The organism is Methylobacterium sp. E-016, assembly GCF_022829745.1.
GTDB lineage: Bacteria > Pseudomonadota > Alphaproteobacteria > Rhizobiales > Beijerinckiaceae > Methylobacterium.
This window is the reverse complement of record NZ_JAKSYF010000075.1, coordinates 1-24,405: the sequence shown is the minus strand read 5'-3', so window position 1 is coordinate 24,405 and position 24,405 is coordinate 1. Positions and strand designations below refer to the sequence as shown.

Below are 24,405 nucleotides of genomic sequence, written 5' to 3'. Positions count from 1 at the left end.
GGTAAGGTGTTTTACTGAGGCAGATTGGCCTTATTGACACAACTCATAATTGAAATTGAAATTTACTTCATTCAAAGGCTGTGCTGGTTTGCGAATACGCCGGCTGAAAGGTTTCGACGGAAATGGGTAAGCGCGCCGTCCACCGTGGAATGGCTCAAACCGATGCAGAGTCCCGCGCACGTCACAGTCCATTCGGCAGAGCAGTGACACTACACTCGGCGTCAAAGTCTCACGGGGCTTTCGTGCGTTTCACGGAACAGTCCATCGACTAGTGAAGTGCGAGCCTTGTTTGTAGCGTGCGATCTTGGGGCCGACCTCTTCGCAGAGCTCGCCAAACGCATCACGCGTCACACCGAATTCGGCATCGTTGATATAGCCAGTGACATAGCAGACATCCTGGTACTCGCCCTTGATGCGGTTGCGCATCTTGACCCAAGTGCTCACCAGCGCGGTCTCGAGAGGGCGGTTTTTGTAGAGGGCGGTGCCGTAATCCAAAATTCGAGTCTCGATCGACATGAACTCCCAGCGGTCCTCGCGCTGAGCCTGATAGTGTTGGGCAAGCCGTGGATAGCGACCGATGAACGATGCAGGCTGATCGCCAGTGACGAAGTTCCGTGCTTCGTCACCGAAGGTTTGTTCGAAGAAGCGTGCCCGTTCGCTATACTGGGCGCGAAGGGCTCGTTCCTGCACGTCGCGCCGGGCGCTTTCCTCTTTTTCCTTCTCGCGGTCGAGCGTTTTTCGCTCCTCGAGCTCACGCTGGCGCGCGAAGATCTGCGCAGCGCTGCGTGACTTGTCCTGCTCGATCCCATTAAGCGTCTGGGCCACCTCACTCTGTTCGATCCAGAGCGGCAGGTAGCGATGGCTGAGACCGTCCCGGGTCATGGCCTCCGTCACTGCCGCGAGGTCGGCCACCGACGCATAGACGGCACCGCACTCGCCGCGTTTGACGGCAATGAATGCCCCATCTGCCGATGTCGGCGTCACGACCGGGGTGCCAGGCAATTCGTCCCCAACGCGGTCGGCGAGGCGGCTGAGAATTGCGGCATGCGCCTCGACGGCGTCCGTCGTAACCTGGCACAGGGCGCTCGACGTGTTCGGCACGACCACCAGGCCAAAGCCCTCGCCGGTGCGGCCTCGAACCCGCGCCTCGACGGCATTGGCTTTGGCGGCTTCCGCCTGTTTCACAGTCGCGAGTGCCGCCGCATCGATGACCTCTAGGCGAGCGAAGAGGTTCCCGTTGACAGCATCGACCAGGGTGATCATCCGGTCGACTGGCTCCCGCAAGAGGCGCTCGCGCTCGGCAAAGATGAGATCCTGCTTGGCGAGATCGTTCGCGCCACACGTCGCGAGCGGCAAGGCGAGCTTGGCTCCGAGGGCCGCGCTCCGGTCTCGGATCTGGCGGTTGAGGAAGACGTCGGAGAGTGGCGCATGGAACAGACAGGCAGCCGCACGCCCGTCCTCGAAGACCAGTTCGCCGCGTAGGTTGCGTACCACCGACGGGGCCTTGCCGCTGTCGTTGTACAAGACGATGAGGTCGCCGCGGCCACCCTCGATCAGAAAACGGCTCTTGGCTGTGATCACGCGTGCGAGCCGTGCCGCCTCGTCGATGCGCGCGCGCTTGCCGGCATACGCGTCGGTCAGCTCTTTCAGCCGCGCATCGGGCGTTTCGGCGGTGATACCAGCGATCTCAGCGACGAACCCGCCCAAGAAGGTTTGTAGATCCTGCGGGATCCCGCCCTTCAGCGTGGCTTCGGCCTCGCTTTGATCGCGCTTCAGACGTTCGACCAATGCGGTCCGGCTGCGCTCGGCCTGATCGCGCTCCCTCTGGCGCGCATCCTGCTCGCGGTCCCGGCGTTTGGCGGCGTCCTGATCGTTCAGCGCGGCTTGCGCCTTGGCGACCGTCTCTGGGGCGATCCAGATCGGGAGGTAGCGAAGTGAGACGCCATCCCGCGCCATGGCCTTGACCAGAGGGGCCAAGTCTTTTGCCGTGCCATAGACGGCCCCGCACTGCCCCCGTTTGACCGACAGGAAGGCTCCGTCGGTCGTTGCGGGGACCACGGTCGCGACGCCCCGAAGTTCGGCTTTCAGCAAGGCTTCGTAGGGCTGCAGAATCTGATCGTGAAGGGCCTTATCGCCACCCGCGATCCGGCAAATCGTGCGCGATCCGGTGCTGAATGCGAGGACGGTCAGACCATCCGAGGTTCCGCGTGCGACTTCGGTTTCGGCCTCGGCTGCGCGGATGCCCTCGGCCTGTCGTGCGGCCTCGATGTCGGACTTCAGAACTGTACCGCCGAGGGTGAAGACACCGGTATCGATGGCCGAAGCGATGGTCCTAAACAGGCTCGTCTGTGCCTGGAGCGCGCCACGCTCGAAGGCGATGAGATCGGCGCTCTGGAGTTGCGCGCTCGAGCAGGGAGCCAGGGTTTCCTTGATCGGCGCACCGAGCGTGCGGGCTTTCGCAACGAGCTGCTCCAGAGCAATGCGATCGGACGGCGCATCGGGCAGCGCACAAGCGACCGTGTGCTCCGGATCGAAGACGGGGTTGCCATCGAGGCCGCGAACGACAGACACGGCGCGCGGCGAGCTGTTGTAGAGCAGCAGGAGGTCGCCGGCATCGCCATCGACGAGGAACCGGTTTTTATCGGTGACGGCGCGCTGGACCGCCTCAGCCTGTAGCACCCGGGGTTCGATCTGCGAAAAGCGCTGTTGGAGCGTCTCGGCGATCCGGGGCAAATCCTGTGGCGCGGCCCCCTCCGACTGCTGCATCAAGACCGCGAGTTCCGGGCGAAGGTCGTCCGGCACCGGTCCGCTGAGGAGCGCTTGAACGCGCTTGCGCTGTTCGTCGAGGTTTCGCTGCGCCTGCAACCGTGTCGTGCGGTCTCGCTCGTCGACCCCGAGATCCGCCAGATAGGTCTCGTAGCGCCGTGCGACGGCGTCGATGCGCGTGGGCAACGAAGGGTTCGTGACGATCGCAATCGATGGAGCGGAGGATGTACTGCGACCAAGCCGGCTAGCGAGCGCACTTCCGAGGAACCCGTCGCCAGGCAGCCCCTCTGCTTCCGCAAACGCCGTGATCGCCCGGCGTGTGACACCGCCGTAGACGCCGTCCGCGTTCGCGTCCGCAGGGAGTTGGCCGGCGTTGCGCAGGGCTTCCTGCAGCCGCACGTGCTCCTCGATAGGGCGTTCGAGTTCCTGGCGGGCGGAGGGAGGGCCGTCGCGACGGACGCGCCCTGCCCAAACGTCATTCTGCCGCTTGTAGGCCGCTGCGATGCATGGGCCGCTTTTGGCTCGCAACGCTGCCGTGACCTTGCCGGTTTCAGGAACACGACAGGCCTCGATCGTACGCTTCACGAGGTCGTTCGATTCGGCCTTGAGTTCCGCGCCGGCGTCGGGCTTCAGGTGCCTCAAGGCGTAGAACGCCCGCGCCATTTCCAGATCGGTCCGTCGGAGGTTCGCATCCTCACAGATAAGGATCGGAAGGGGCGTGTTCGCCCGCTCGCAATCGAAGGACGGACCAAGATCGCGAGCCGGAGACACCGACTTCGTGGCCTGTACGACGCGCGGTGGTTCGGACAGGGCCACCGCGTCGCGTCGCAGCTCGTTCAGGCGTTTGCGCAGGCTGTCGGAGGTGTCGGTCTTCGTGCGTGCTTCGGCCTGGGCCCGTAGTCCACTGACCCGATCGAGAGCGGCCAGCCGGACAGCCTCCGCCTGGGAGAGCGCGCCGAGGTTTCCGATTTCGCGACCGATTGCATCCGTGTCGGGCGCGGTCGGCCCGGTCCGCGCGCTCAGCTGCTGCTCAATGCGACCCTGGATCCGAGCGACCTCGGCCCGCACGACGGGCGAGGCATCGCGCTGGAAGTTCGCGAGCGTTCCCTTCAGAACTTGAAGCTGCTCGGACCGTCCCTGCGCCTCAGCACGTGCTTGACGTAGCTCGCGGGCTTCACCGGTCTCTACATCGGCGACGATGACCCGAGTGCCAGAGAAATTCAGCTCGATCGCTTCACGTGGCTCGATGGCCTGGATGCGGCCGTTGCCGTCGCGGTAGGCGAAGGACTGGTTGCATGTGGTCGAGACCGACCAGCCGTTTTCATCGGGGGCGGTGCAACTGTATCCGCGCCGGAGATTCGGCTCGGTGAACCGCCGGCACTCTGTGAAGAACCCGCTGAGCCGACTGTCGTCCGGCCCGATACCGCGCTGGATCAATCCAGCGATGTCTGTGTTCCGCCGTGCCATGGCGCGATCCAGGCAGGAGCGATCCCCGTTCGGCAGGCGAGTCCAGGCCTCACGCGCGGCCTGTGATTGAGCCGCGCCGAGCAGTCCGCCAAAAATGTCGAGCGGGGTCACCTGCGCGGACGCGGACCCCATGGTCGTCGCCATGATCACGATCGGCCAGAGGCCGCGCATTCCACCCCAGGGCATGATCTTATCCCGCCACGCTCGACAGGTGATGTTTGGCTGGGCAGAGCGGCCTATTCAAGATTGCAAATGCCACAGTGGAGCGGATCATGAATCGCCATCAGTGACGCATGTGGGACTAATCAGTCCGCTTCATTCGGGTTTGACCGGTTGGCCGAGGATCTGACGCCTCGTCGAACCTCCGTGATTGACGGACGCTAGGATAGCGCGGGTCGACGAGAATCCAATTTACACGACATCCTGATTCGGCTGATCTCGCCGTCCTGAAACGAGCCTATGCACGGAGCCTACACGTGCACGCCGAAGCCACTCGACTTATGATCGACAGGCCGATCGGATCGTTTGAGATCGGCGAGCGAACTGACGAACGCTAAGCTGATGCCCGTCTGAACGCCAAGGAAAGTGTCGGAAGCGATCGATCCTCGGCGTCGTACCCTGGGTGTGAACGATGGGCCTGAAAGGGCTTCAATTCCGACAGGACATCGTCGGCAAAGCGTGAAGCCTGCTTGCGCAACTTGAGGATGAACTTCTAGTGTCTGCCCTACATGGGGGTTGGACGTGCAGGACGGCATTATAGAGATCGGATGCGAAGCGACGGAGCACGTCAGCCTCGCCTACCATGAGAACGCCATTCCGGTGATCCGAGAGATCGTCATCCGGAATGCCTCGGAGGACGATGTTCGGGGTGTCGAACTCAAGATCGAGAGCCGCCCGCCGGTCGTCCACCCTCTGACCCTGCTGATCGACCGGGTTCCAGCTGGTGGAACGCACCACATCGCGACACCGGACGTGCGTCTCGATGCGGGCCTGCTTGCAGGCTTTGCCGAGGCCAGCCGTCTTGAGTTGACGCTGACGTTGGCAGACGCGACCGGCGAACGGGCGCAGCATGTCGCGGATCTGCGCCTGCTGCCGCCCTCGCATTGGGGCGGAGGACGCAGCGCGCCGGAATTGCTCGCCGCCTTCGTCCGGCCGAACGACCCTGCCGTCGACATTATTCTACGTGATGCGGCGACGAAGCTCGGTGATGCCGGGCGTGAGACTGGGCTGAACGGCTACACGACGGCGAAGAAGTCTCGGGTGTGGGAGCTCGCGGAGGCGATCTGGGCCGCCGTCGCCGATCGACGCATCGCCTATGTGCTGCCGCCCGCAAGCTTCGAACAGGCGGGCCAAAAGGTCCGTGGTCCGAGCGACGTTCTCGACCGCAAGGTCGGTACCTGCCTCGACCTTTCGTTGCTCTATGCGGCCTGCCTCGAGCAGGCAGGGCTTAACCCGGTGCTCGTGCTGACCGTCGGACATGCGTTTGTTGGGCTATGGCTGAAGGACGAGGATTTCTCGAACGCCGCCGTCGACGACATGCAGGTGCTGCGCAAGCGGCGCGACCTGCAGGACATGATCTTTGTTGAGACGACGCTTCTGACCCATAACCCGCCGGCTTCGTTCACGGCGGCGACCAGCCAGGGTGGCGCTCACGTCGAAGAGACGGCTGCCGCGCCCCTTGAAGTTGCAATCGACGTCAGACGCTGCCGCCTTCGCAAGATCCGACCGATAAATCTCGGCGGCCCCAAACCGACCGACCTCGCACCGGTCGAGACGGCTCCCTTGAACCAAGGGCTGACCCGCCCGCCAGTATTTCAAGACGAGGAGGTCCGGCCGGCGGATGAGCCTGCAGACGGGCCCATCGATCGGCTCGACACGTGGAAGCGCAAGCTCCTCGATCTGACACTGAGAAACAAGCTTCTGAACTTCAAGCCGGGCAAGGGTTCGGTCCTGCTCGAATGCGCCGATGCCGGTGCGATGGAAGACCGGCTGGCGGCCGGTCGGGCTTTCAAGCTGATGCCGACGTCGGATGTCCTCGATGGGTCCGATGCCCGGAGCGCCGATCTCTACGCCCGACGACATTACGACGACGGTCGTCGCAGCTACCTCGCGGCGGCGCTTGCCCGTGATGAGATCTACACGACCTCGACCGAGGCCGATCTCGACCGGCGTCTGCTGGATCTCTACCGCCTCGCTCGCAACGGGTTCGAAGAGGGCGGGGCCAACATCCTGTTCCTGGCGATTGGTTTCCTGTCATGGACCCGTAAGGATGAAGAACCCGCCTACCGTGCGCCGCTCCTCTTGGTACCGGTTTCGCTGAAGCGGTCGAGTGTTCGGGCTGGCTTTCGCCTCGCCCTGCATGACGACGAGATCCGCATCAACCCGACCCTGCTGGAACTGCTCCGCGAGGATTTCCGCCTGCGGATGCCGGAGTTGGAGGGCGATCTGCCGCGGGATGCGTCCGGCATCGACGTCGACGGCATCTTCCGGATCGTTCGCAGCCACGTGCGCGACCTGAAGGGCTGGGAGGTCGTGCCCGACGTCGTGCTCTCCGCGTTCTCCTTCACGAAATACCTGATGTGGAAGGACCTCGTCGATCGTGCCGAGCTCCTGAAGCGCAATCCGGTCGTACGCCACCTCATCGATACGCCGAAGCACGCCTACGGTGATGGAACGGCGTTTCCCGAGCCCTTCCGGCTGGATATGGAGCATCCGCCTGAGACCGTCTTCGCGCCGCTCTCGGCCGATTCTTCGCAGCTCTCGGCGGTGATCGCGGCGGCCAACGGCAAGGACTTCGTCCTGTTCGGGCCGCCTGGCACGGGTAAGAGCCAGACCATCGGCAACATGATCGCGCAGTGCCTCGCGCAGGGGCGGACCGTGCTGTTTGTCTCGCAGAAGACGGCGGCCCTCGAGGTGGTGCAGCGCCGTCTGCAGGAGATCGGGCTTGGGGACTACTGCCTGGAGGTTCACTCGACCAAGGCGCAGAAGTCGAGCGTGCTCGCCCAGCTTCGCCGAGCCTGGCACGAGCGCGCGACCCCGACGCAAGGGGATTGGGACCGGGCGACGAGCGAACTGACTCAGTTCCGCGACGAGCTCAATGGGCTTGTGGCCGCTCTGCATCGCCGGCGCGAGAACGGCTTGACCGCCTACGAAGCGTTCGGCCACGTGGTCGCTGCGGGCTCCGCCGAGCCGCTGGTCACGCTGACATGGCCCGATCACCACGCGCATGACGAGACCATGCTCTCGACCCTGCGTGCGGCTTGTCGCGAACTGCGCCCGGTCCTCGCCGCCGTCGGATCGCTCGTCGATCATCCCCTTCAGGGGATCGAGGCCACGCAGTGGTCGCCGGTCTGGCGCAGCGACATACAAGCGTCGATCAAAGCCCACGAGCAGGCCCTCGTCGCCCTGCGTGGTAGCGGCCACGCGTTCGCGGAGGCAATCGGCCTTTCTAATCTCCTATCGACGTGGTCGGGAACCCGCGGTCTCGTCGTCCTGGGGGCCTATCTCGTTCGTGCCGACGCCCGTTGCGGAGCCGCTTTCCTTGCCGATGGATCTGGTGACCTGCGCCGGGCCGTGGCCGCGCGCGAGCGCTTCCAGACCGTGAAGGCCGAGCGCTTCAGTCGGCTCGCCGGACGCTATCGTCCGGGGATCCTCGATCAGGATCTGCCAGCGCTTTTGGCCGAATGGATCGCCGCGCAGGGGGCGAACTTCCTGGTCCGCGGCGGTCGCATCAAGCGCGTTCAGAACCAAGTGCAACCCTACTCGGAAGGTGCACTGCCGGCCGATCTGGGCCCGGATCTCACTGGCCTGATCGAGATCGCCAAGCACGTCCGTACCGGCTGCGTCGAAGAGGTGCATCTCGCCGCGCTTGGTACGCCCTGGAACGCGCCTGAGACCCTAGCTGACGCATTCCAAGGTCCAATCGAATGGGCGAAGAAGGTCGAGCAGCTTCTCGATATTCTCGGTCCGCAGGCGTTGGGTGTGGAGAGGCTGCGTTCCCACGTCGTGGAACTCGTCCAGCGCGAAGCCCGCGCGCTCGCCGAAGGCGGTCGCATCGCTCAGGCCTACCGTGCCTTCACGCAAGATCGCGCATCCGCAGTCGCGTCGATGAAGCAGCTCAATGCGCTCGCTGGTCGAAGCGAGTCTGAAGAGCCGCTTGCCACTGATGCCGACTGGATCACAGCGAGCGTGGCTCAGTGCCATCGTTGGACCTCGGGGCTCGGCAGAGCCCAGGGCTGGTGCGCTTGGCAAGCGGTTGCACAGAACGCGCGGAACGCCGGACTGACACCGCTGATCGAAGGCCTTGAAGACGGCCGCGTTGCGCCAAACTTTGCCGAAGCGTCGTTCGAGACCGCTTATGCGCGCTGGTGGATCGATCGTGTCGTCAGCGACGATCCGGTTCTGCGTCGGTTCCTTCCCGAGCGCCACGAGGACGCGATCGAGCGCTTCCGCGCAGCGGACATTCGGGTCGGCGAATTGTCGAAGCGCGTGGTCCGCTCCCGGCTCGGCGGTGGCATCCCGGGGCCCAATGCGTTCGGGGCCGATCCAGAGTGGGGTACGCTGTCTCGTGAATTGACCAAGCGATCGGCGCACATGCCGTTGCGCAAGCTGTTCGGCAACATGCCCACGGCCCTGACCCGGCTGACGCCATGTGTGATGATGAGCCCGCTCTCGATCGCGCAGTACCTGCCGCCTGAGAAGGAACCGTTCGACGTCGTCATCTTCGACGAGGCGTCGCAGATCTCGCCCTGGGACGCCGTCGGTGCGATTGCCCGTGGCAAACAAGTCGTGATTGTCGGCGATCCTGAGCAGTTACCGCCGACCAACATCGGCGATCGTGGCGTCGACGATATCGAGGACGGATCGGACGTCTCCGATCAGGAATCGATCCTGAACGAGTGCCTGGCCGCCAACATCCCTCGGCGCAATCTCGATTGGCACTACCGCAGCCGCCATGAGAGCCTGATCGCCTTCTCGAACCAGCGCTACTACGGCGGTCGCCTCGTGACCTTCCCGTCGCCGGTCACGGACGATCGCGCTGTCCGGCTGACACTGGTGCCAGACGGCCTCTACGAGCGCGGAGCCGGTCGCGTGAACCGACCGGAGGCGCGGGCCGTCGTCGCCGAGATCGTGCGGCGGCTGCGCGAGCCAGCCTTCGCCGGCGAGCGGCGCTCGCTCGGTGTCGTCACCTTCAACGGCGAGCAGCAGCGCCTGATCGAGAACCTGCTGGACGAGCAGCGCCGCGCGCATCCCGACTTGGAGCCGTTCTTCGACCGTGAGCGCTGGCACGAGCCGGTCTTCATCAAGAACCTCGAGAATGTGCAGGGCGACGAGCGCGATGTCATCATTTTCTCGGTGGCAGTCGGTCCCGATCAGAACGGGCGGCCGGTCAGCACGGTGTCTTCGCTGAACAAGGAGGGCGGCTATCGCCGCCTCAACGTCGCGATCACCCGGGCACGACGCGAGCTGATTGTGTTCGCTTCACTGCGTCCTGAGCAGATCGACCTCGGGCGCACGGGCGCGCGGGGTGTGCGCGACTTCAAGCACTTCCTGGAGTTTGCCGAACGCGGACCACGCGCCCTCGCCGAGGCCTTCGCGCCTACGGGTGGCGATGTGGAGTCACCGTTCGAGGCAGCGGTAATGACGGCGCTTCAAGCCAAAGGCTGGACGGTTCACACGCAGATCGGCGTGTCGGGCTTTCGGGTCGATCTTGGGATCGTCCATCCCGATGCGCCTGGCCGCTACCTCGCCGGCGTCGAATGCGATGGTGCGACCTACCACAGCTCCGCGACCGCACGTGACCGCGACCGGCTCCGTGAGCACGTGCTGACGGATCTCGGGTGGCGCATCCGCCGTGTCTGGAGCACGGAGTGGTGGATGGATGCGGGCAGTGCGCTCGCCAAGCTCGATCAGCGTCTGAACTCGGATCTGGAGGCCGACCGTCAGAATGCGGCGTCTGCAGCGGCTCTTGGGGAGGAACTCGAAGACGAGGCGCTGGACCTGGAGCGCTCGAGGTCGGTCGCTGAGCCTCTCGCCGTCGCACCCGATGAAGACGGTCCGGTGGAGCCAGCCAACGACCCTCTCCCTGTGACCGAAATCGTCGAATCACCGCGTCTGTATGCGGATCAGGTGCCGTCCCCGCGATCGACGGCCTTCGCCGTTGCCCCGCCTAACCCCGAAGCGCCCTACCGCATCGCTGATCTTACTGATCTCGGCATCCCGATCGAACCAGAGCGGTTCTACGATGCGACATACAGGCGGCTGCTGACCGCGATGATCGCGCATGTGCTCACCGTCGAAGCGCCGATCTACGAAGACGCTCTGGTCCGCCGCATCGCGCGAGCCCATGGCATCCAGCGCGTGGGGCATCTCGTGCGCGAGGCGATCTTGGATCAGATCGATCCCACCGTTGCACGCACGGACGACGACGGCCGTGCGCTTCTCTGGCCGCCTGGGCAGGAGCCCATGTCGAGATGGCCCTATCGCCCAGCCGATCCCGGCGCTCGCGGTCACGCTGATACGCCGATGCCGGAGCTGGTCGCCTTGGCCGGCACGTCGCGATCTGGAGCGTCGGAAGCTGAGCGGGTTCGCCTCATGGCTCAGAAACTTGGTTTATCCCGTGTCGAGGCATCTACGCGACTACGCCTCGAACGGGCGAGCGAACTCGCACGCCGAGGGACGACCACTTGAATGACACGTGGTGGTCGGTGCCTTCGTAGCCCCTTCGCTGCTCGTGGATTGCTGCTGTCGCCACAGCGGCTTTGTCTCTAGGCCTGCTGCCCGCCTTCGTGTCGGTCGTGCTCACGGCCGTCCGCCCATATCAAAAGCATCAATTAGTAAGCCTTTTGAGAACTACGACTCGGGAGGTGACAGACATGCCACGCCTACCCATTCCTCCGACCACAATAGGCTCTGCCATACGGCAGCAGGCAACATGCTGTGTGTTGACGGGAGCAGTAGCCCTGAGGCCAAGCCGGAACGTATACTGGCTCGAGCCTAAACCCATGACGGTCGCCATGTCTATGCGATGCTGCTGATCGCGCTGGTCGTGCCGTTGGATGTGGCGGCGATCGTTCGCGCTCAAGATCTCGCAGATCGAGCGGTCGTTGGCCTCGTAGGCGAGAGGTTTGAACCGCGCGATCAGGATTTACAGGTAGTGCCTACCAGCTTCTATCGGGACGATGTTCTGAGCTATCGCAGCGTGGCCGAGCTTCGCGAGGGTCGTCAACCGCCTTGCGGAGGCCGCGTGCGCGAAACGCGCAGGCCGCCTATAGGACACCGTTTGCGTGATCGAGACGCGCTCGTTCATGGCCTGGATGGTGCGGCGGTTAAGGCTCACGCGACAACTAATGTGGATGTTGGCCCAAAAGGCCGGCATGCGTATCGCGACATAAAGGATACCGTCGTTGTTGTGTCTTTTGTACGCGAAAGCGGTATCGATATGAACCGATTTTGACGGCAAGTATCCAAGTTCAGGTCCCGTCGGGGCCGCCCAAGATCCGTGTGCGCCTAACAGGAGGCAAAATGCAATCCACCCAATGTACTTCATCGAAGTCCGCTAGAATTACCTTGTCACCGTAGGCAGCCTCCCTCAGCGACGTTTCCGATGCGCTCCAGGAAGACATCAGCTTTATCGTCTCGCTTCGTCCGCGCTGCGATGGCTCTTCGAAGCTCGGCGCGGACGTTCGAGAGCGGTGAAGACGATCGTGGGTCCGTTCGGGTTAATCGGGGTGGTCCTCGATGATCTCGAGGTCCGAAAGATCCCTTGCCGCGAAGGCACGCAGCCGATCCGTCCTGGTCTACGATCCTGGTCCTCGTGGTTCGCATCGTTGACCAATCCGAAGCGCGACGGAAGTTGAAGGCGTCTGTCGGCGGTTCAGTCAGACCTCACGCAACGGCCTTGATCGATGCGCTCGGACGGCCTTGGCCGTGTGCCACGGGAGCTTCAGGCTCCCCCTGATCCGCGTGGTCCCCGAGTTCGTCGGCTTCTTGGCCGAGAGCCGTTGCAAGCAGTTGCGCGCGCCAAGCCCAAAGATCGCGCTCGCGACGGACCTCGTCCGACAGCTGCTGTTCAAGGGCGAGGGCGATGCGCAAGAGGTCAAGATCGTTGCGAAGGTCGGTCGTGCGCTGACGCTCCTCTGCGAGGGTATCCCGAAGAAGGGCCAGGACCGCATCGCGCTTGCTGAGATCCGCCTTCAAGGCTTCAGGGCTGGCAGGTGCAGGGGTCACCAGCCGGTGCTTGAACGACGGCGTTCCGTCGCCGTCGTGCGACCGCATGACCGGGTCTGCCTCACGCGAAGTCTGAGGCGCACGGCCGGGTTGCGGCAGCTCCGCACGCACGCGCTCAACGTCAAACCCAGTACGAGGGCTTTCGGTCGTTTTCGAGTGGTCGACGGACTTCAGCGGCTCGGCCGGAAAGGGCGCGGCGGCCGGGAGGCCTTCCTCATCCAACACCAGGCCGTGCAGCATGGCGAAAACCGCGTCGCCGTCGAGCCGGGTCAGGTCGAAGCCGCTTGCGGCAGAAATCCCCTCCCAGCGGGCGCGGCCGGTCGCGGACTGGCCGACGAAGGCCATCGACCAGTTCGTGAAGCTGCGGCTCTTGGCCGGGCCGCATTGCAGAACCGTCACGTCGCCGTGGCGCGGGTCGCACTGGATGCGCTCGAAGGTGCTCTCGACGCCCTGCTGCGGGCCTTCCAGCACCTGCGCGAACGCGCCTGCGTTGAACATCAGCGCACCGGTGACGTCGACCTTGGCGTTGTTGCGCTGAGACGCGGCCAGGATTTGCGAGACGGCTTCGGCAACCTCGGCGTCCGTTCCCTGCAGGTGGTTCTTGCTGGCATAGACGAGGCGGTAGAGATCACTCACGACGAAAAAACTCCAGGCGGAAAGATCGGTCAGTAGGCTGTGAGGTCGGCGGAAAGGAACTTCAGAACCTCGGACGCAGGAACCGGCTTGCTGATCAGGTAGCCCTGAACATCGGTGCAGCCCTCCGCGCGGATGCGCTCCATCTGGTCAGCCGTCTCGACGCCCTCGGCGACGGTGGTCATGCCGAGGCTCTTGCCGAGGCCGGCAATGGCGCGAATGATCGCCTCGCCATCGCGCTTGCCGGACAGATCGCTCACGAAGGATCGGTCGATCTTGATCTTGTCGAAGGGAAAGCTGCGCAGGTAGCTTAGGGACGAGTAGCCGGTGCCGAAATCGTCCATCGACACGCGCACACCAAGTTCGCGCAGGCGGTGCAAAGTCTGTAGGGTTTTCTCGCTATGCTGCAGGAGGACACCCTCGGTGATCTCCACCTCGAGGCGCGTGGCGGGCAGCCCGGAGGCGGCCAGCGCCGACATGATCATCTCGACGAGCCGCTCGCTCTTGAACTGGGCCGGCGAGACGTTGACGGCGACCGAGAGTGGGGCGGGCCAGGTCACCGCATCGCGGCAGGCTTGGCGCATGACCCATTCGCCGATCGGTACGATCAGGCCGATCTCCTCGGCCAACGGGATGAAGTCGAGGGGCGAGACCATCCCGCGCACCGGGTGCTGCCAGCGGATCAGCGCCTCGCAGCCCACCAGCCGGTTGCCTTCCAATTGAAGCTGCGGCTGGTAGTGTAGCTGGAATTCACGACGCGCCAGCGCTTGGCGCATGTCGAGTTCGAGTTGCCGGCGCGCCTGCATACGCGCATCCATCTCCGGCTCGAAGAAGCGGTAGGTGGCTCGCCCGTCGAGCTTGGCCCGGTAGAGTGCAAGGTCGGCGTTCTTCAGGAGAGTGTCGGCATCGCTGCCGTCGCCAGGGGCGAGCGCAACGCCGACGCTGGCACCGATGGTGAGCAGGTGTCCATCGACCATGTAGGTCCGACCGATCAGATCAACGAGGCGGCGGGCCAGCGCCTGGGTGTTGGCCGCCTCCTGGACGCCGGTCTGCAGGATCACGAACTCGTCGCCGCCGATCCGGGCCACGGTGTCGGTCGGCCGCACGGTGGAGCGCAGTCGATCGGCGACCTTTTTCAGCAGGGCGTCACCCATCGGATGGCCCAGTGTGTCGTTGACGGGCTTGAACCGGTCGAGGTCGATCAGCAGGACGGCACACGCCTCGCCGGTACGCTGCAGGCGCTCGATCGATGCTTTGAGGCGCTCGCGCAGGAGAAGCCGGTTGGGCAGGCCCGTGAGCGGATCGTGCCGGGCCATCTCGTCGGCTTGAACTTCGGCGGCCCGACGCGCGGTGACATCCTCGAACGTGATTGCCCATCCCTGATCGGCGACGGGATACACGCCGATACCCAGGAGGCATTCCTGAAGCGTCATCTCGAAGGTTGCGCTTGTGGCTTGTGCAAAGGCATGACGCAGCTGAGCGCGCACGTTTTTCCAATGATCACCTGCGCTCTTGCGAACCCTGCGAAGGACGTTCCGGATGGAAGCGCCTTCGGCAATCGATCCGTCTAGCCTGCCGAGAAGGTTCAGCGACTGACCAGAGGCAAGGATGACGCGCCCGCGCTCGTCGATCAGCAACAGGCCATGCCGAACAGAGTTCAGGTAAGGCAGCAACATCGGAAATGCCGTGGCGACGCTCCGAAGGCTGGAGTGATCGGGTGCCACCTCGTGCGCCGGTGAGGACACAACGTGTAAGGGCGAGAGCATCTTGAAGCCTTGAGGTCACACCCGCTCTGATCATCAGTGCACACGAGCGATCAGCCCAATCCTAGCGCGCAGTTGATAAAGCTTTCTTAATTGATCTCCTCCACTTCCGTTAAGACGAATTTTTCACAAGCTCCGACAGCGCTTGATCTTATCTCCGTTGAGCTAGACCGACCTCGTTTGAGGAGACTTGCGTTGGCAAACGCTCGCGGAGGCTGACGGCTACGGTTCGGTGAGGGCGTCAGGCGCACCCGGCCGTGGAACGAGGTCTGTGTCTGGCTGCTCCACCAGTATGGGGCGAGACCACATGCGGGCGGCGATCTCACGCTCCTCGGTTCCCATGGCATCGGCATAGATCGCCGTCGTGGCGATGTCGGCGTGTCCGAGCCAGCGCTGCAGCAGGTTCAACGGGATCCCTGAGCGTAGGGCGTGCACACCGAAGCCATGGCGCAGTCCCTTGGGCGAGGCGGCGGTCGCCCCGACTTCTGCGCGGGCCATCACCGCCTTCACGTACCGCCACGCGGTGGTTCGCCCGATCGGCCACAACCGATCCGAGGGACGCCCAATGCCGTGAACCTGCCGAACCGCGGTCAGAAAAGCGAGTGGGACGGGTACCTCGCGCACGATGCCGGCGCGGCGTTTCTTCAGGCTGCGGACCGAGACCATCCCACCCTCGATGTCGAGATCGGCGTGAGTGAGGTTCAGCGCTTCGGTGATCCGGCACCCAGTCCAGGCCAGCATCAGACAGAGCGTTCCGATCTCCGCCGAACACGCAGCGACCGCGGCCACGAAGCGCTCGCGCTCGCTGGCGGTCAGATATTTGCGCCGGCCGCCGCCGGTGTAGAGCGACAGGGTCGAGGCCTGCACCGTTCGGGACATCGCGAAGGATCCTGAAGCCGACCACAGCGGCGAAGCTGCGCGCGGAGCGTTGGAACGTATTTGCCAATTTTGTTCCACGCGGTGGCCGGGGCGCTACGCGCCTCGGGGCTCGTCAGAACCATCAAGCTGATACTCCGCATCCAATGTGAAGATCAAGCGTATAAGCACAGTCGTTTCAAGGACGTAAACAGAATTGGCAATTTCGTTCCGCGAATCGCTGTAGGATTATGTCCGAATCGCCACGGTGGTAAAGCTGTTCGAGCGATTCGGGGGGCGTGGCGTAACCTTCGATTGCCACGCCAGCCACGCCGGTACATCGCTCGGGCTTGTGGACGCATGCCGATGTCTGCCCGAGGCGACGAAACGTGAACAGATCTTTTGCGAACGCAGAGCGACCTCATCAGAACGCATCGCCCTCAAATCCCGAAGATCCGGTGGTTTTGAGACAGATCTGCGCAAGCACTCGGACGGCACTCTGTCTCGCACGGTGTTCGCCGAACCAAGTCCAGCCGAAAGGCTGCCTGTGCTAAAGTAACGCCAACACTTGAGCTAGCGATGAATGGCATGTCGATGCAACTGGCTGAGGCGAACGCCCCTGGGCTGCAGCACTACGACGATCTCCTGACGCTGACCGGGCGACGGTACCGTTTCACCGACGGTCGCTGGGCCATCGGGATCGTGCTGGGCATGCTCGACCAACGGACGGGGTGTCTCCCGATCGGGCTCGTGGACGCACGGAACGCCTACTGGGCGGAGACGCTGTACTACGACGCCAACCGGCGTATGATCGACGTCTACGATCAGGCGCGGTGGAGCGCCTTCGTCGAGACCTACGCCGGCGGCGGATGGCTACTCGCCCTGGTGAAAGGGCTCGGCGGCGTCTCGCTCGTGTTTGCCGGAACCGTCGGCTCGGTCGCCCTGGACAGCCTGCGGTTCTTTCTGGTCCCGGCGATCTTGTTCGGGCTCGTCGGCCTCCTCGTGTATGGGCTGATGGGCTACGTGCTGGTGCAGATGGTGCTGCAGGTCCTGCCGTACCTTGTGGGAGGCCTTCTCGCCTGGGGGGGCCTGTGCGGGATCCTCGCATTCGAACGCCACAAGCGCTGCGATCGCATCAGCCTCGCCCTTGAGATCATCATCGAGCGGCAGTTGCGGCCTGTTTTCGGCTGAGCGCTTCGCTGCGCCGCCCATCGAACAATCCCATCTGGAGACGGATATGTGCAAGCGGATCACCGCATCGCTGATGTTCGTCGGTGCCCTGGGCATTGGCGTAGCTCAGGCTGACGACTGGCAAAAGCTGACCTACTCGGACCCAAGACATCCCTCTGCCTACTCGGTGGCGGTGACGCCGCTGTGGCAGAGGGAACTCGCAGACAAGCCGTTCTACCAACTGCATGCCGTGCGCTTTGAGATCGAGGGTACGACATACCTCGTCAGTGTCGCCTTCGCAGGCGACATTTGTGCAATGGGCGCAAACGGGCGCAACGCTGTCGCCGAGCCCGCGATCTGTCCGACCCGGGTCGATGTCATCCGCGGCGGGAAAACCGTTCGGACGGTCCGGTCCAAGGTGTGCTCGGTTGCGCCACTTCCGGAGGACACGACGGCGAACCCAACGGATGCCACGGAGGTTGCGTTCGATGCTGCTTCGAAGACGATCCGCTTCCGATCGCGGTTGAACGGCCAATGGCTTCGCTCCTGCCAGCGCCAGGTGCGGCTTCCCTGAGGCGGCGGCCCCGCCGAGTTCGTCGAGCTAGAGGCAGGCGGGCGGCGAGGGCTGACCCAGCAACGCTTGGATCCCATCGGCGTTGGTCCGAAAGGATAGCGCGAAGGACCAACCATCGTGACGCCGAGCAAGATCGAAACCGCGCCGCCGCCGGAGCGGAAACGGTTGGCATTGTTCCTCGACGGTACGTGGAACACGCTCGACGACAACACCAATGTCTGGCGATTGAAGGCGTTGTGCGCTCAGCGCGCCACCGATGGCGTACGCCAAGTCGCCTACTACAGTCGGGGCGTGGGCACGACCGCAACCGAGAAGTTGCGAGGCGGCGTCCTAGGTGTCGGCCTCGAACGCAATGTCTCACGGGCCTACGAATGGTTGGTCGAGACTTTTGAGCCGGGCGACGAAATCTTCATCTTCGGCTTCAGCCGTGGGGCATACACGGCACGCAGCCTGGCCGGGTTCATTGCCCTGTGTGGCCTGCTGAAACCCGGGGCTCCGCTCGGGACAGGTCAGCTGTTTGACCGATACCGCCGGGGCGACGAACGGCGCACGATCCGTTGGCTGAGAAACCACGATCGGGACGGCACGCTGATCGACGCCACCCGGGAAGAGCGCTGGATGGTGTCTTACGCGATGCCGGTGCAGATCAAGATGGTCGGCGTCTGGGACACGGTCGGCTCGCTCGGCGTTCAGACCACCCGGATCCCCGGTCTCGACAAGATCCCGGGCCTGAGCCGGTCGGGCTACGCGTTCCTGCACACCGGGCTGCGGTTGCCGATCGAAAACGGCTACCATGCCCTGGCGATCGACGAGCGCCGCGCGTCGTTCGCTCCGACACTTTGGACCAAGAAGTTCCGCGATGGTGTTCCGTTAAGCGAGATCGCCCCGCCGCGCGACGTCGCGAACGTCGAGCAGCGCTGGTTCGTCGGCGCGCACGCCAATGTCGGCGGTGGCTATCGCGACGACCTTTTAAGCCAGCTTCCGCTCCACTGGATCATGGAAAAGGCGGCCGGCCATGGCTTGGCATTCCGGGCCGATGTCATCCTAGAGACCGGTGTGCTGGATGTGCATCCGCGCGATAGCTACGGCGCGTTCGGCTACGGACTGTACCACCACGTCAGCAAGCCATTCGACCGCATGATCGGTGCGCCGCCGCAATCGGCGAACGGCGAACGCGACGAGGTCGTGAACGAGACGATCGATGCGTCCGTGTTCGAGCGCTGGCGCACCGATCCGTCCTATCGGCCGCCGAATCTGTTGGAATGGGGTCGTCGCCACGGCGTCGAGCCTGGCGCACTGACAGACGCCGTTTTCGCCCACGACCTGAAGACCGTCGTACCCGTGACACCGGAGGCCGAAGCCCATGGCCCGTCCGAGTGACACCACACTGCCCGTAAATCGGACGGTGCATTCCTGGGAATGCGACCATCAGCAAGCGCCAGACCCGGACGTCATCGTTTGGACCGACATCGAGAGGTTCGATCGCCTGTGATGGCTGGCCGGGCCACCTCCGCGCGAACTCTCGGACGTCCTCTGGTGCGGATCGTATCCCACATGAGCATCGGGCGGCCTGATTAGCTTTGCATCGGCAATCAAATTGGAAAGCTGGGTCTTAAGCTCAATGATGTCCAAGGCGTCATTATGCCACTGAAAATGCTCGGTTTTTCGTTTTTGTGATGACCAAAGCCCGCCGTCGCGATCGCCTCGGCACAAGGTGTACGCAAATCTTGGTTTTGCATACATCGCTGAGCGAGCGAGTATTTTATCGAAGAACCTACCCTGCGGTCGCCGAGCTGGCTGCACAGGATCTGCACGACGTTCCTAAGACCCTGCACGGATCGTCCCTCAGGGATGCCTGAGACGATCGCATTCATCGGCGGTGAGCTGTCGACGTCATTTTCGCCCCAAGATGCCATGGGGTGTGGCGGCGGCTGGCTTCGCCGCCAGCATGCCCGCGCTAGGCGGTCTCCCAACTTGCAGAGGCCGAGATGACATCACACTCCTTGAGCGCACCCACGCCGACGATTTCTCACCCCGGTCCCAAGCTCGTGCTCGCCGCCGTCGTCGCCCTGCTCGGCGACCGCCTATTCTACGTCCACGCCTTGGGCATATCGCTGGTCGTATTTTTGGCGGCGATCGCGGCTGCGGCCCTGGTGGCTGTAGGTTCACGGCTACACTGGCGTCGGTATGCCATCGCATTCGTCCTGCTGATCGCGGGCCTCGCCCCCCTCGCGGAAAGCGTCAGTCTGCTGTCCCTCGGCTTCGGTATCGTTGGTTTAGCCATGTCGGTCGCCATTCTGACGGGTGGCCTGGAAGGCGGTGTAGCCAGAACGGTCAAGGCGGCAGCTGGGATCGTTCTGGCCGGCCCGTTCGACCTGCCCGCGGACCTGTACGACGTCGCGCGCCGGACCATCGGAAGCAGGCGAGCACCGCGAGCAGCGGTTCTGATCGGCTGGCTTATACCGCTCGCGCTCTGCGTCGTCTTCGCCGCGTTGTTTGCTACGGCCAACCCGGTCCTCGTGGGCTGGGTCGTGGACATGCCGTGGTCGGTCCTGATCCCGCGTCTCGATCTGCTGCGCACTCTACTTTGGCTCTGCCTCCTGGCGGTCGTCTGGGCCTTCGTCGTTCCGCGCGGATCGGGGCGATTGGACGTAGCAGGCGCAGCGCTCACGCAGTCCCCGTCGGCGGACGTCGCACCCGTGCTCTCAGGTGTGCTCGACCTAACAGTGGTTTTGCGCTGCTTCGTCCTGTTCAACCTGCTCTTCGCCGTGCAGTCGGCCACCGACGTGGCCTATCTCTGGATCGGGTTCGCCTTGCCCCCTGGCGTGACCCACGCAGCCTATGCGCACCGTGGGGCCTACCCCCTGATCGCGACCGCACTGCTCGCGGCAGCGTTCGTGCTCATCGCTTTGCGTCCCGGTGGCGTTGGCGAGCGCTCGTCGGCGATCCGCATTCTCGTCTGCCTGTGGATCGGTCAGAACGTTCTGCTGGTCACCTCGGCAATGCTGCGGCTCGACCTCTACGTCGAGGCCTATGGGCTGTCGCTCCTGCGCCTCGCGGCCCTGATCTGGATGGCGCTCGTCGGCGTCGGTCTCGCGCTGATCCTCGCCCGCATCATACTTCGACGCGGCAACGGTTGGCTCGTTGGAGCCAACGCCCTGGCACTAGCCACCACATTATACGCCTGCGCGTTCGCCAATTTTTCCGGCACGGTGGCGGACTTCAATGCGGCGCACCGGCTCGACGCAGGGCAGGCGTTCGATCTGCCGTACGCAGCGAGCCTCGGGGCTGCAGCGATCCCTGCCATTGATCGCGTGCTGGCCGATGGCGATGGACCTCTCACGGTGGACGCTCGCCAATGGCGGTGGAGGCTTGCTGCCGCCCTCCGGCAGCGGATGGGGGATTGGCGCGCCTGGACATTCCGTGACCAGCGTCTTCTGAACTACCTTGCCGCGCATCCTGACGCGCCAGTTCCGGCGCGGTGAGCTTCCAACTGATCAGCACGGCACGCCAGACATGAACCGCAGCATCCTCGTCGTCGACGACGATCCGCACATCCGCGAAGTAATCTGCTTCGCGTTGGGCAAGGCGGGACACGTGACCCAAGCCGCCGATGGAGGCGAGGCGGCGCTAGCCGAGTTCGACCGGCAGCCGCCGCGCCTCATCGTCCTCGACGTCGGGCTACCGGGCATCGACGGTTTGGAGGTTTGCCGCCGGGTACGACGAAGTTCCGACGTGCCGATCCTGTTTCTCTCGGCTCGCGACGAAGAGATCGACCGGGTGCTCGGGCTGGAGATTGGTGGCGACGACTACGTCACCAAGCCGTTCAGCCCGCGCGAACTCGTCGCCCGGGTCGGCATCATCTTGCGGCGGGTCGAGGGACAACGTTCGGTCATGGAGGGCGACGGGGTCCTGCGCCGCGGTAGCCTCGTTCTAGATCCACCGCGGCACGCAGCGGCCTACGGCAGCGTCGCCTTGGCATTGACGGCGGTCGAGTTTGCGATGCTTCGGGCGCTCGCCGTGCGTCCTGGTCACGTCCTCAGCCGAGACCAGCTGATGGATGCCGCCTATAGCGGGCGCGTGCATGTCTCGGACCGCACAATCGACAGCCATGTCCGAAACCTCCGCGCGAAGCTGGCCGCGGTCGGCTGTAGCGACGCGATCGAGACCATACACGGCGTCGGCTTCCGCCTCGGACCATGCGGTGCGCGGGCGTGAGCGCCAAGAACATTGTCGCGCGAGCGCCGCGGGAAAAGTGGCGGCCGACACTCGGCCTCGTTGTTCTGGCGCTGTTGCTGTCTGTGGCAGCCCTACCGCTGCTCGGCCTGTCCTTCGTGCGACTGTACGAGAACCAACTCGTGCGCCAAGCGGAGGGCGAGCTGATCGGCCAGACCATGGTGTTAGCGACTGTGATCGCGCGCGAGATCGCCAGGGATCCTGCGCGCGACATGTTGCTCGGCCCGGTCGTGCCGAAGGTGGATCCGGCCGCGATCGAGCCGGCGCTGGATCTCACCACCGACCCCATCCTCGGTCGCCGCCCGAGCGCTGCCGACGCCCCGAGCCTCTCACCCGCCACCGCGGCCCTGGGGACGCGCCTCGCTCCGCTCTTACCACCCATCCGAGCCGTGACGCTCGCCGGCTTTCGCGTCCTCGACCGCGACGGCATCGTTCTCGCCGGCGGTGACGAGGTCGGTCGCTCGCTTGCGGGTGTCGAGGAGGTCGCCACGGCATTGCAGGGGCGGTTTCGGGCGGTCATGCGGGTCCGCATTTCGAAACATCCACCACCGCCCTTGTACGCGATCAGCCGCGGCACCAGCGTGCGGGTGTTCGTGGCGATGCCAGTGCTGGTGGATGGCCGCATCGCTGGGGTCGTGTACGCGTCGCGCACGCCCGACAACGTCGTGCGGCTGCTCTACGGCGAGCGCGGCAAGGTCGTCCTTGCGTTACTGATGGTGATGGTTTTGACAGGGACCGTTGCCCTCGTCTTCACCCGGGCGATTGGTCGGCCGATCACGGCTTTGAAGGCGCGGGCCGCGGCGATCGGGCAAGGTGCGCCGGTCACCTCCGCCCCCGAGGCCCGGTTCGGAACGCGCGAGATCGCGGCACTCGCTCATAGTTTCGAGACGATGGCACTGCGCCTGCGCGAGCGCTCGGACTACGTCGCGACATTCGCCAACCACGTCTCGCACGAACTGAAGACACCGCTCACTGCGATCCAAGGGGCGGCCGAGCTACTTCAAGAGGACGAGGATGGGCTGGGGTCGGCGATGAGTACGGCCGAGCGGCGGCGGTTTCTCGCAAACATCGTAGCGGACGCCAATCGTCTAAACGCCCTGCTGCGGCGGCTGCGGGAACTCGCCCGCGCCGAAACTGCCTCGCCTGCCGGGCACACGACCTTACAGGAGATCACGGCGGATCTGATCGCCCGTTTCGCGAAGATCGAGATCCGCGCCGAGGGTACGCTGGAGCAGCCGTTGCCGCTGTCGCCGGAGGATGCCGGCATCGTGTTCGGGCATTTGGCCGACAACGCAGCTCGGCATGGTGCATCGACCCTGCGGCTCGACGTGATGATCGCCGGTGACATGCATTGCGTACGCATCGTCGATGATGGTCGCGGGATCCTGATCCGCGACCGCGAGCGGGTGTTCGAGCCGTTCTACACCACACGACGGGAGGATGGGGGGACCGGCATGGGGCTGAGCATCGTTCGAGCGATCCTGCAAGGACGTGGCGGATCAATCGCGGTCGTACCGGTGGTAGATGGGACGGCATTCGAGGTCAGGCTGCCCCACCCTTCGAAAACTTAGGACGGTCTGCTTACCGCTCGCGGGTTTGAGAAGATGGATTTGCCGGCTGCGAGGTAGCGGCCCGTTCACAAAGAGCAACGAACCCGATCCCGGCAACGTAGGCCACGAGGTTCCAAAGCGAGAAAATACGCCCGAGGAGCAATGCTCCCGGCAAAGTCAGTCGGAACGCATCGAGTGAGGGTTCGTGGTAGAGGCGTAGCAGTTCAGTGCTGAGCGTCATGAAGCCGGATAAGCATACTGTAGCCGTGATCGACTGGCTGGCAAGAAGCGCTGCGCAGAGGCAGTAAATCATGGCTGCCCAGAGAACGGAGCCGCCGTACTTGAGCGCGAAACCATTGAGGCCGAGGGGGACCAAACGCCAGATAAGGCCGACGCTGACCAGGATGAGCGTGAGGCCGAACCAGGTCAGGCGTGATCGCCCGCGCTGATGACGAGCGGTGAAGGTTCGCAATGGCTAATCACCTATGTCAGCGACTGGTATCCGCTAAATATTCGGCGCATCAGCGCGCAGGTTCAGAGTTGCCCGCGGCTGCTAAGTTTGGCCTCGCTTTATGATGCCTTCATACGGTTTTCAAGTGAAGTGACGCGACGCCCCATCAGCTGCATGCCGGTCTCGAATGGAGGTCTCATTTGCTCAGGTGCGGTGCGTGGCTGGCGTCTGTGTTGCGGGGAGGGCTAGTAATCCAAACCCGACGCTTGGTACCCACCTGCGAAGCCCGCAACGGGTGGATTTCTGCCGGTCCGCATTCGGGCGGTAATGCGCTGAAGCGGATATCGTTTCCTTTCCCGTTCGTGATCCTTTTAGGCCCTTGGCGGTGAGCTTGAATGATGTCCCCGCTTGGGTGAGGCTATGCGCACCGCAGGCCGCTTTAGGGACCGCAAGTGGCGACTGAGACCATCACTCTTCGTCCCTCCGAAGAGCGGGACGTGCCTGCGCTCGTTCGTCTTTTGCGGCGTTCGTGGCTTGTCACCTGGGCCCCCGAGCTTCCGTTCGAGGCGGTGCAAGCCTTCGCCGCTTTTGACCCCGCACGGTTGCAGGCTGAGAATGAGTGGCGAAGCTTCATCGTCGCCGTTCGTGGTGACGTGCTGGTTGGAATGATGCAAGTTGGAGACGATCAGATCACCGACCTGCACGTCGATC

General features: G+C 64.1%; 14 protein-coding genes. 9 read left to right on the top strand and 5 right to left on the bottom strand.

Going from position 1 to position 24,405, the window contains the following annotated elements; translation table 11 throughout:
- Positions 1-249: 249 nt before the first annotated feature.
- A complete protein-coding gene (locus MKK68_RS07785) occupies positions 250-4,419 on the bottom strand; it encodes a peptidoglycan-binding protein (protein ID WP_244029665.1) in 4,170 nt (1,389 codons plus the stop codon).
- Between the two features lie 555 nt (positions 4,420-4,974).
- On the opposite strand from MKK68_RS07785, the gene MKK68_RS07780 reads away from it, so the two are divergent.
- Both MKK68_RS07780 and MKK68_RS07775 read left to right on the top strand, forming a co-directional pair.
- Positions 4,975-10,923: a DUF3320 domain-containing protein gene (locus MKK68_RS07780; protein ID WP_244029663.1), complete on the top strand. Its 5,949-nt coding sequence runs from the start codon at positions 4,975-4,977 to the stop codon at positions 10,921-10,923.
- A gap of 337 nt (positions 10,924-11,260) precedes the next feature.
- Positions 11,261-11,689 carry a hypothetical protein gene (locus tag MKK68_RS07775; RefSeq protein WP_244029661.1) on the top strand — a complete coding sequence of 143 codons (429 nt, stop codon included), beginning with the start codon at positions 11,261-11,263 and terminating at the stop codon, positions 11,687-11,689.
- Positions 11,690-12,120: 431 nt separating this feature from the next.
- Here the strand turns inward: MKK68_RS07775 and MKK68_RS07770 are convergent, their stop codons facing one another.
- The 3 genes from MKK68_RS07770 to MKK68_RS07760 all read right to left on the bottom strand — a co-directional run bounded on the left by MKK68_RS07770 (position 12,121) and on the right by MKK68_RS07760 (position 15,737).
- Entirely contained in the window at positions 12,121-13,098 is a 978-nt protein-coding gene (locus MKK68_RS07770; RefSeq protein WP_244029659.1) for a BLUF domain-containing protein, read from the bottom strand.
- 29 nt (positions 13,099-13,127) lie between these two features.
- Positions 13,128-14,771, bottom strand: a complete 1,644-nt coding sequence (locus MKK68_RS07765) for a putative bifunctional diguanylate cyclase/phosphodiesterase (RefSeq protein WP_244029657.1) — start codon at positions 14,769-14,771, stop codon at positions 13,128-13,130.
- 309 nt (positions 14,772-15,080) lie between these two features.
- On the bottom strand, positions 15,081-15,737 hold the full coding sequence (locus MKK68_RS07760) for a tyrosine-type recombinase/integrase (RefSeq protein WP_244029656.1): 657 nt from the start codon (positions 15,735-15,737) through the stop codon (positions 15,081-15,083).
- Between the two features lie 564 nt (positions 15,738-16,301).
- Here MKK68_RS07760 and MKK68_RS07755 point away from each other — a divergent pair.
- The 6 genes from MKK68_RS07755 to MKK68_RS07730 all read left to right on the top strand — a co-directional run bounded on the left by MKK68_RS07755 (position 16,302) and on the right by MKK68_RS07730 (position 23,264).
- The gene (locus MKK68_RS07755; RefSeq protein WP_244029654.1) at positions 16,302-16,904 is read left to right on the top strand and encodes a hypothetical protein; all 603 of its coding nucleotides are present in this window, start codon (positions 16,302-16,304) and stop codon (positions 16,902-16,904) included.
- Between the two features lie 46 nt (positions 16,905-16,950).
- The gene (locus tag MKK68_RS07750; RefSeq protein WP_244029652.1) at positions 16,951-17,457 is read left to right on the top strand and encodes a hypothetical protein; all 507 of its coding nucleotides are present in this window, start codon (positions 16,951-16,953) and stop codon (positions 17,455-17,457) included.
- 117 nt (positions 17,458-17,574) lie between these two features.
- Positions 17,575-18,837, top strand: a complete 1,263-nt coding sequence (locus tag MKK68_RS07745) for a DUF2235 domain-containing protein (RefSeq protein WP_244029650.1) — start codon at positions 17,575-17,577, stop codon at positions 18,835-18,837.
- A gap of 623 nt (positions 18,838-19,460) precedes the next feature.
- Positions 19,461-20,942 (top strand): DUF4173 domain-containing protein, encoded by a 1,482-nt coding sequence (locus tag MKK68_RS07740; protein WP_244029649.1) that lies wholly within the window; start codon positions 19,461-19,463, stop codon positions 20,940-20,942.
- Positions 20,943-20,973: 31 nt separating this feature from the next.
- A complete protein-coding gene (locus MKK68_RS07735) occupies positions 20,974-21,675 on the top strand; it encodes a response regulator (RefSeq protein ID WP_147841160.1) in 702 nt (233 codons plus the stop codon).
- Entirely contained in the window at positions 21,672-23,264 is a 1,593-nt protein-coding gene (locus MKK68_RS07730; protein ID WP_244029647.1) for a sensor histidine kinase, read from the top strand. The genes MKK68_RS07735 and MKK68_RS07730 overlap by 4 nt, the downstream gene beginning before the upstream one ends.
- A 10-nt stretch (positions 23,265-23,274) precedes the next feature.
- Here the strand turns inward: MKK68_RS07730 and MKK68_RS07725 are convergent, their stop codons facing one another.
- Positions 23,275-23,715, bottom strand: a complete 441-nt coding sequence (locus MKK68_RS07725) for a DUF2809 domain-containing protein (RefSeq protein WP_244029645.1) — start codon at positions 23,713-23,715, stop codon at positions 23,275-23,277.
- 431 nt (positions 23,716-24,146) lie between these two features.
- Between MKK68_RS07725 and MKK68_RS07720 the strand changes: the two genes are divergently transcribed.
- Positions 24,147-24,405 (top strand): hypothetical protein (locus tag MKK68_RS07720; RefSeq protein WP_244029643.1); only part of this gene is annotated, 259 nt, incomplete at its 3' end.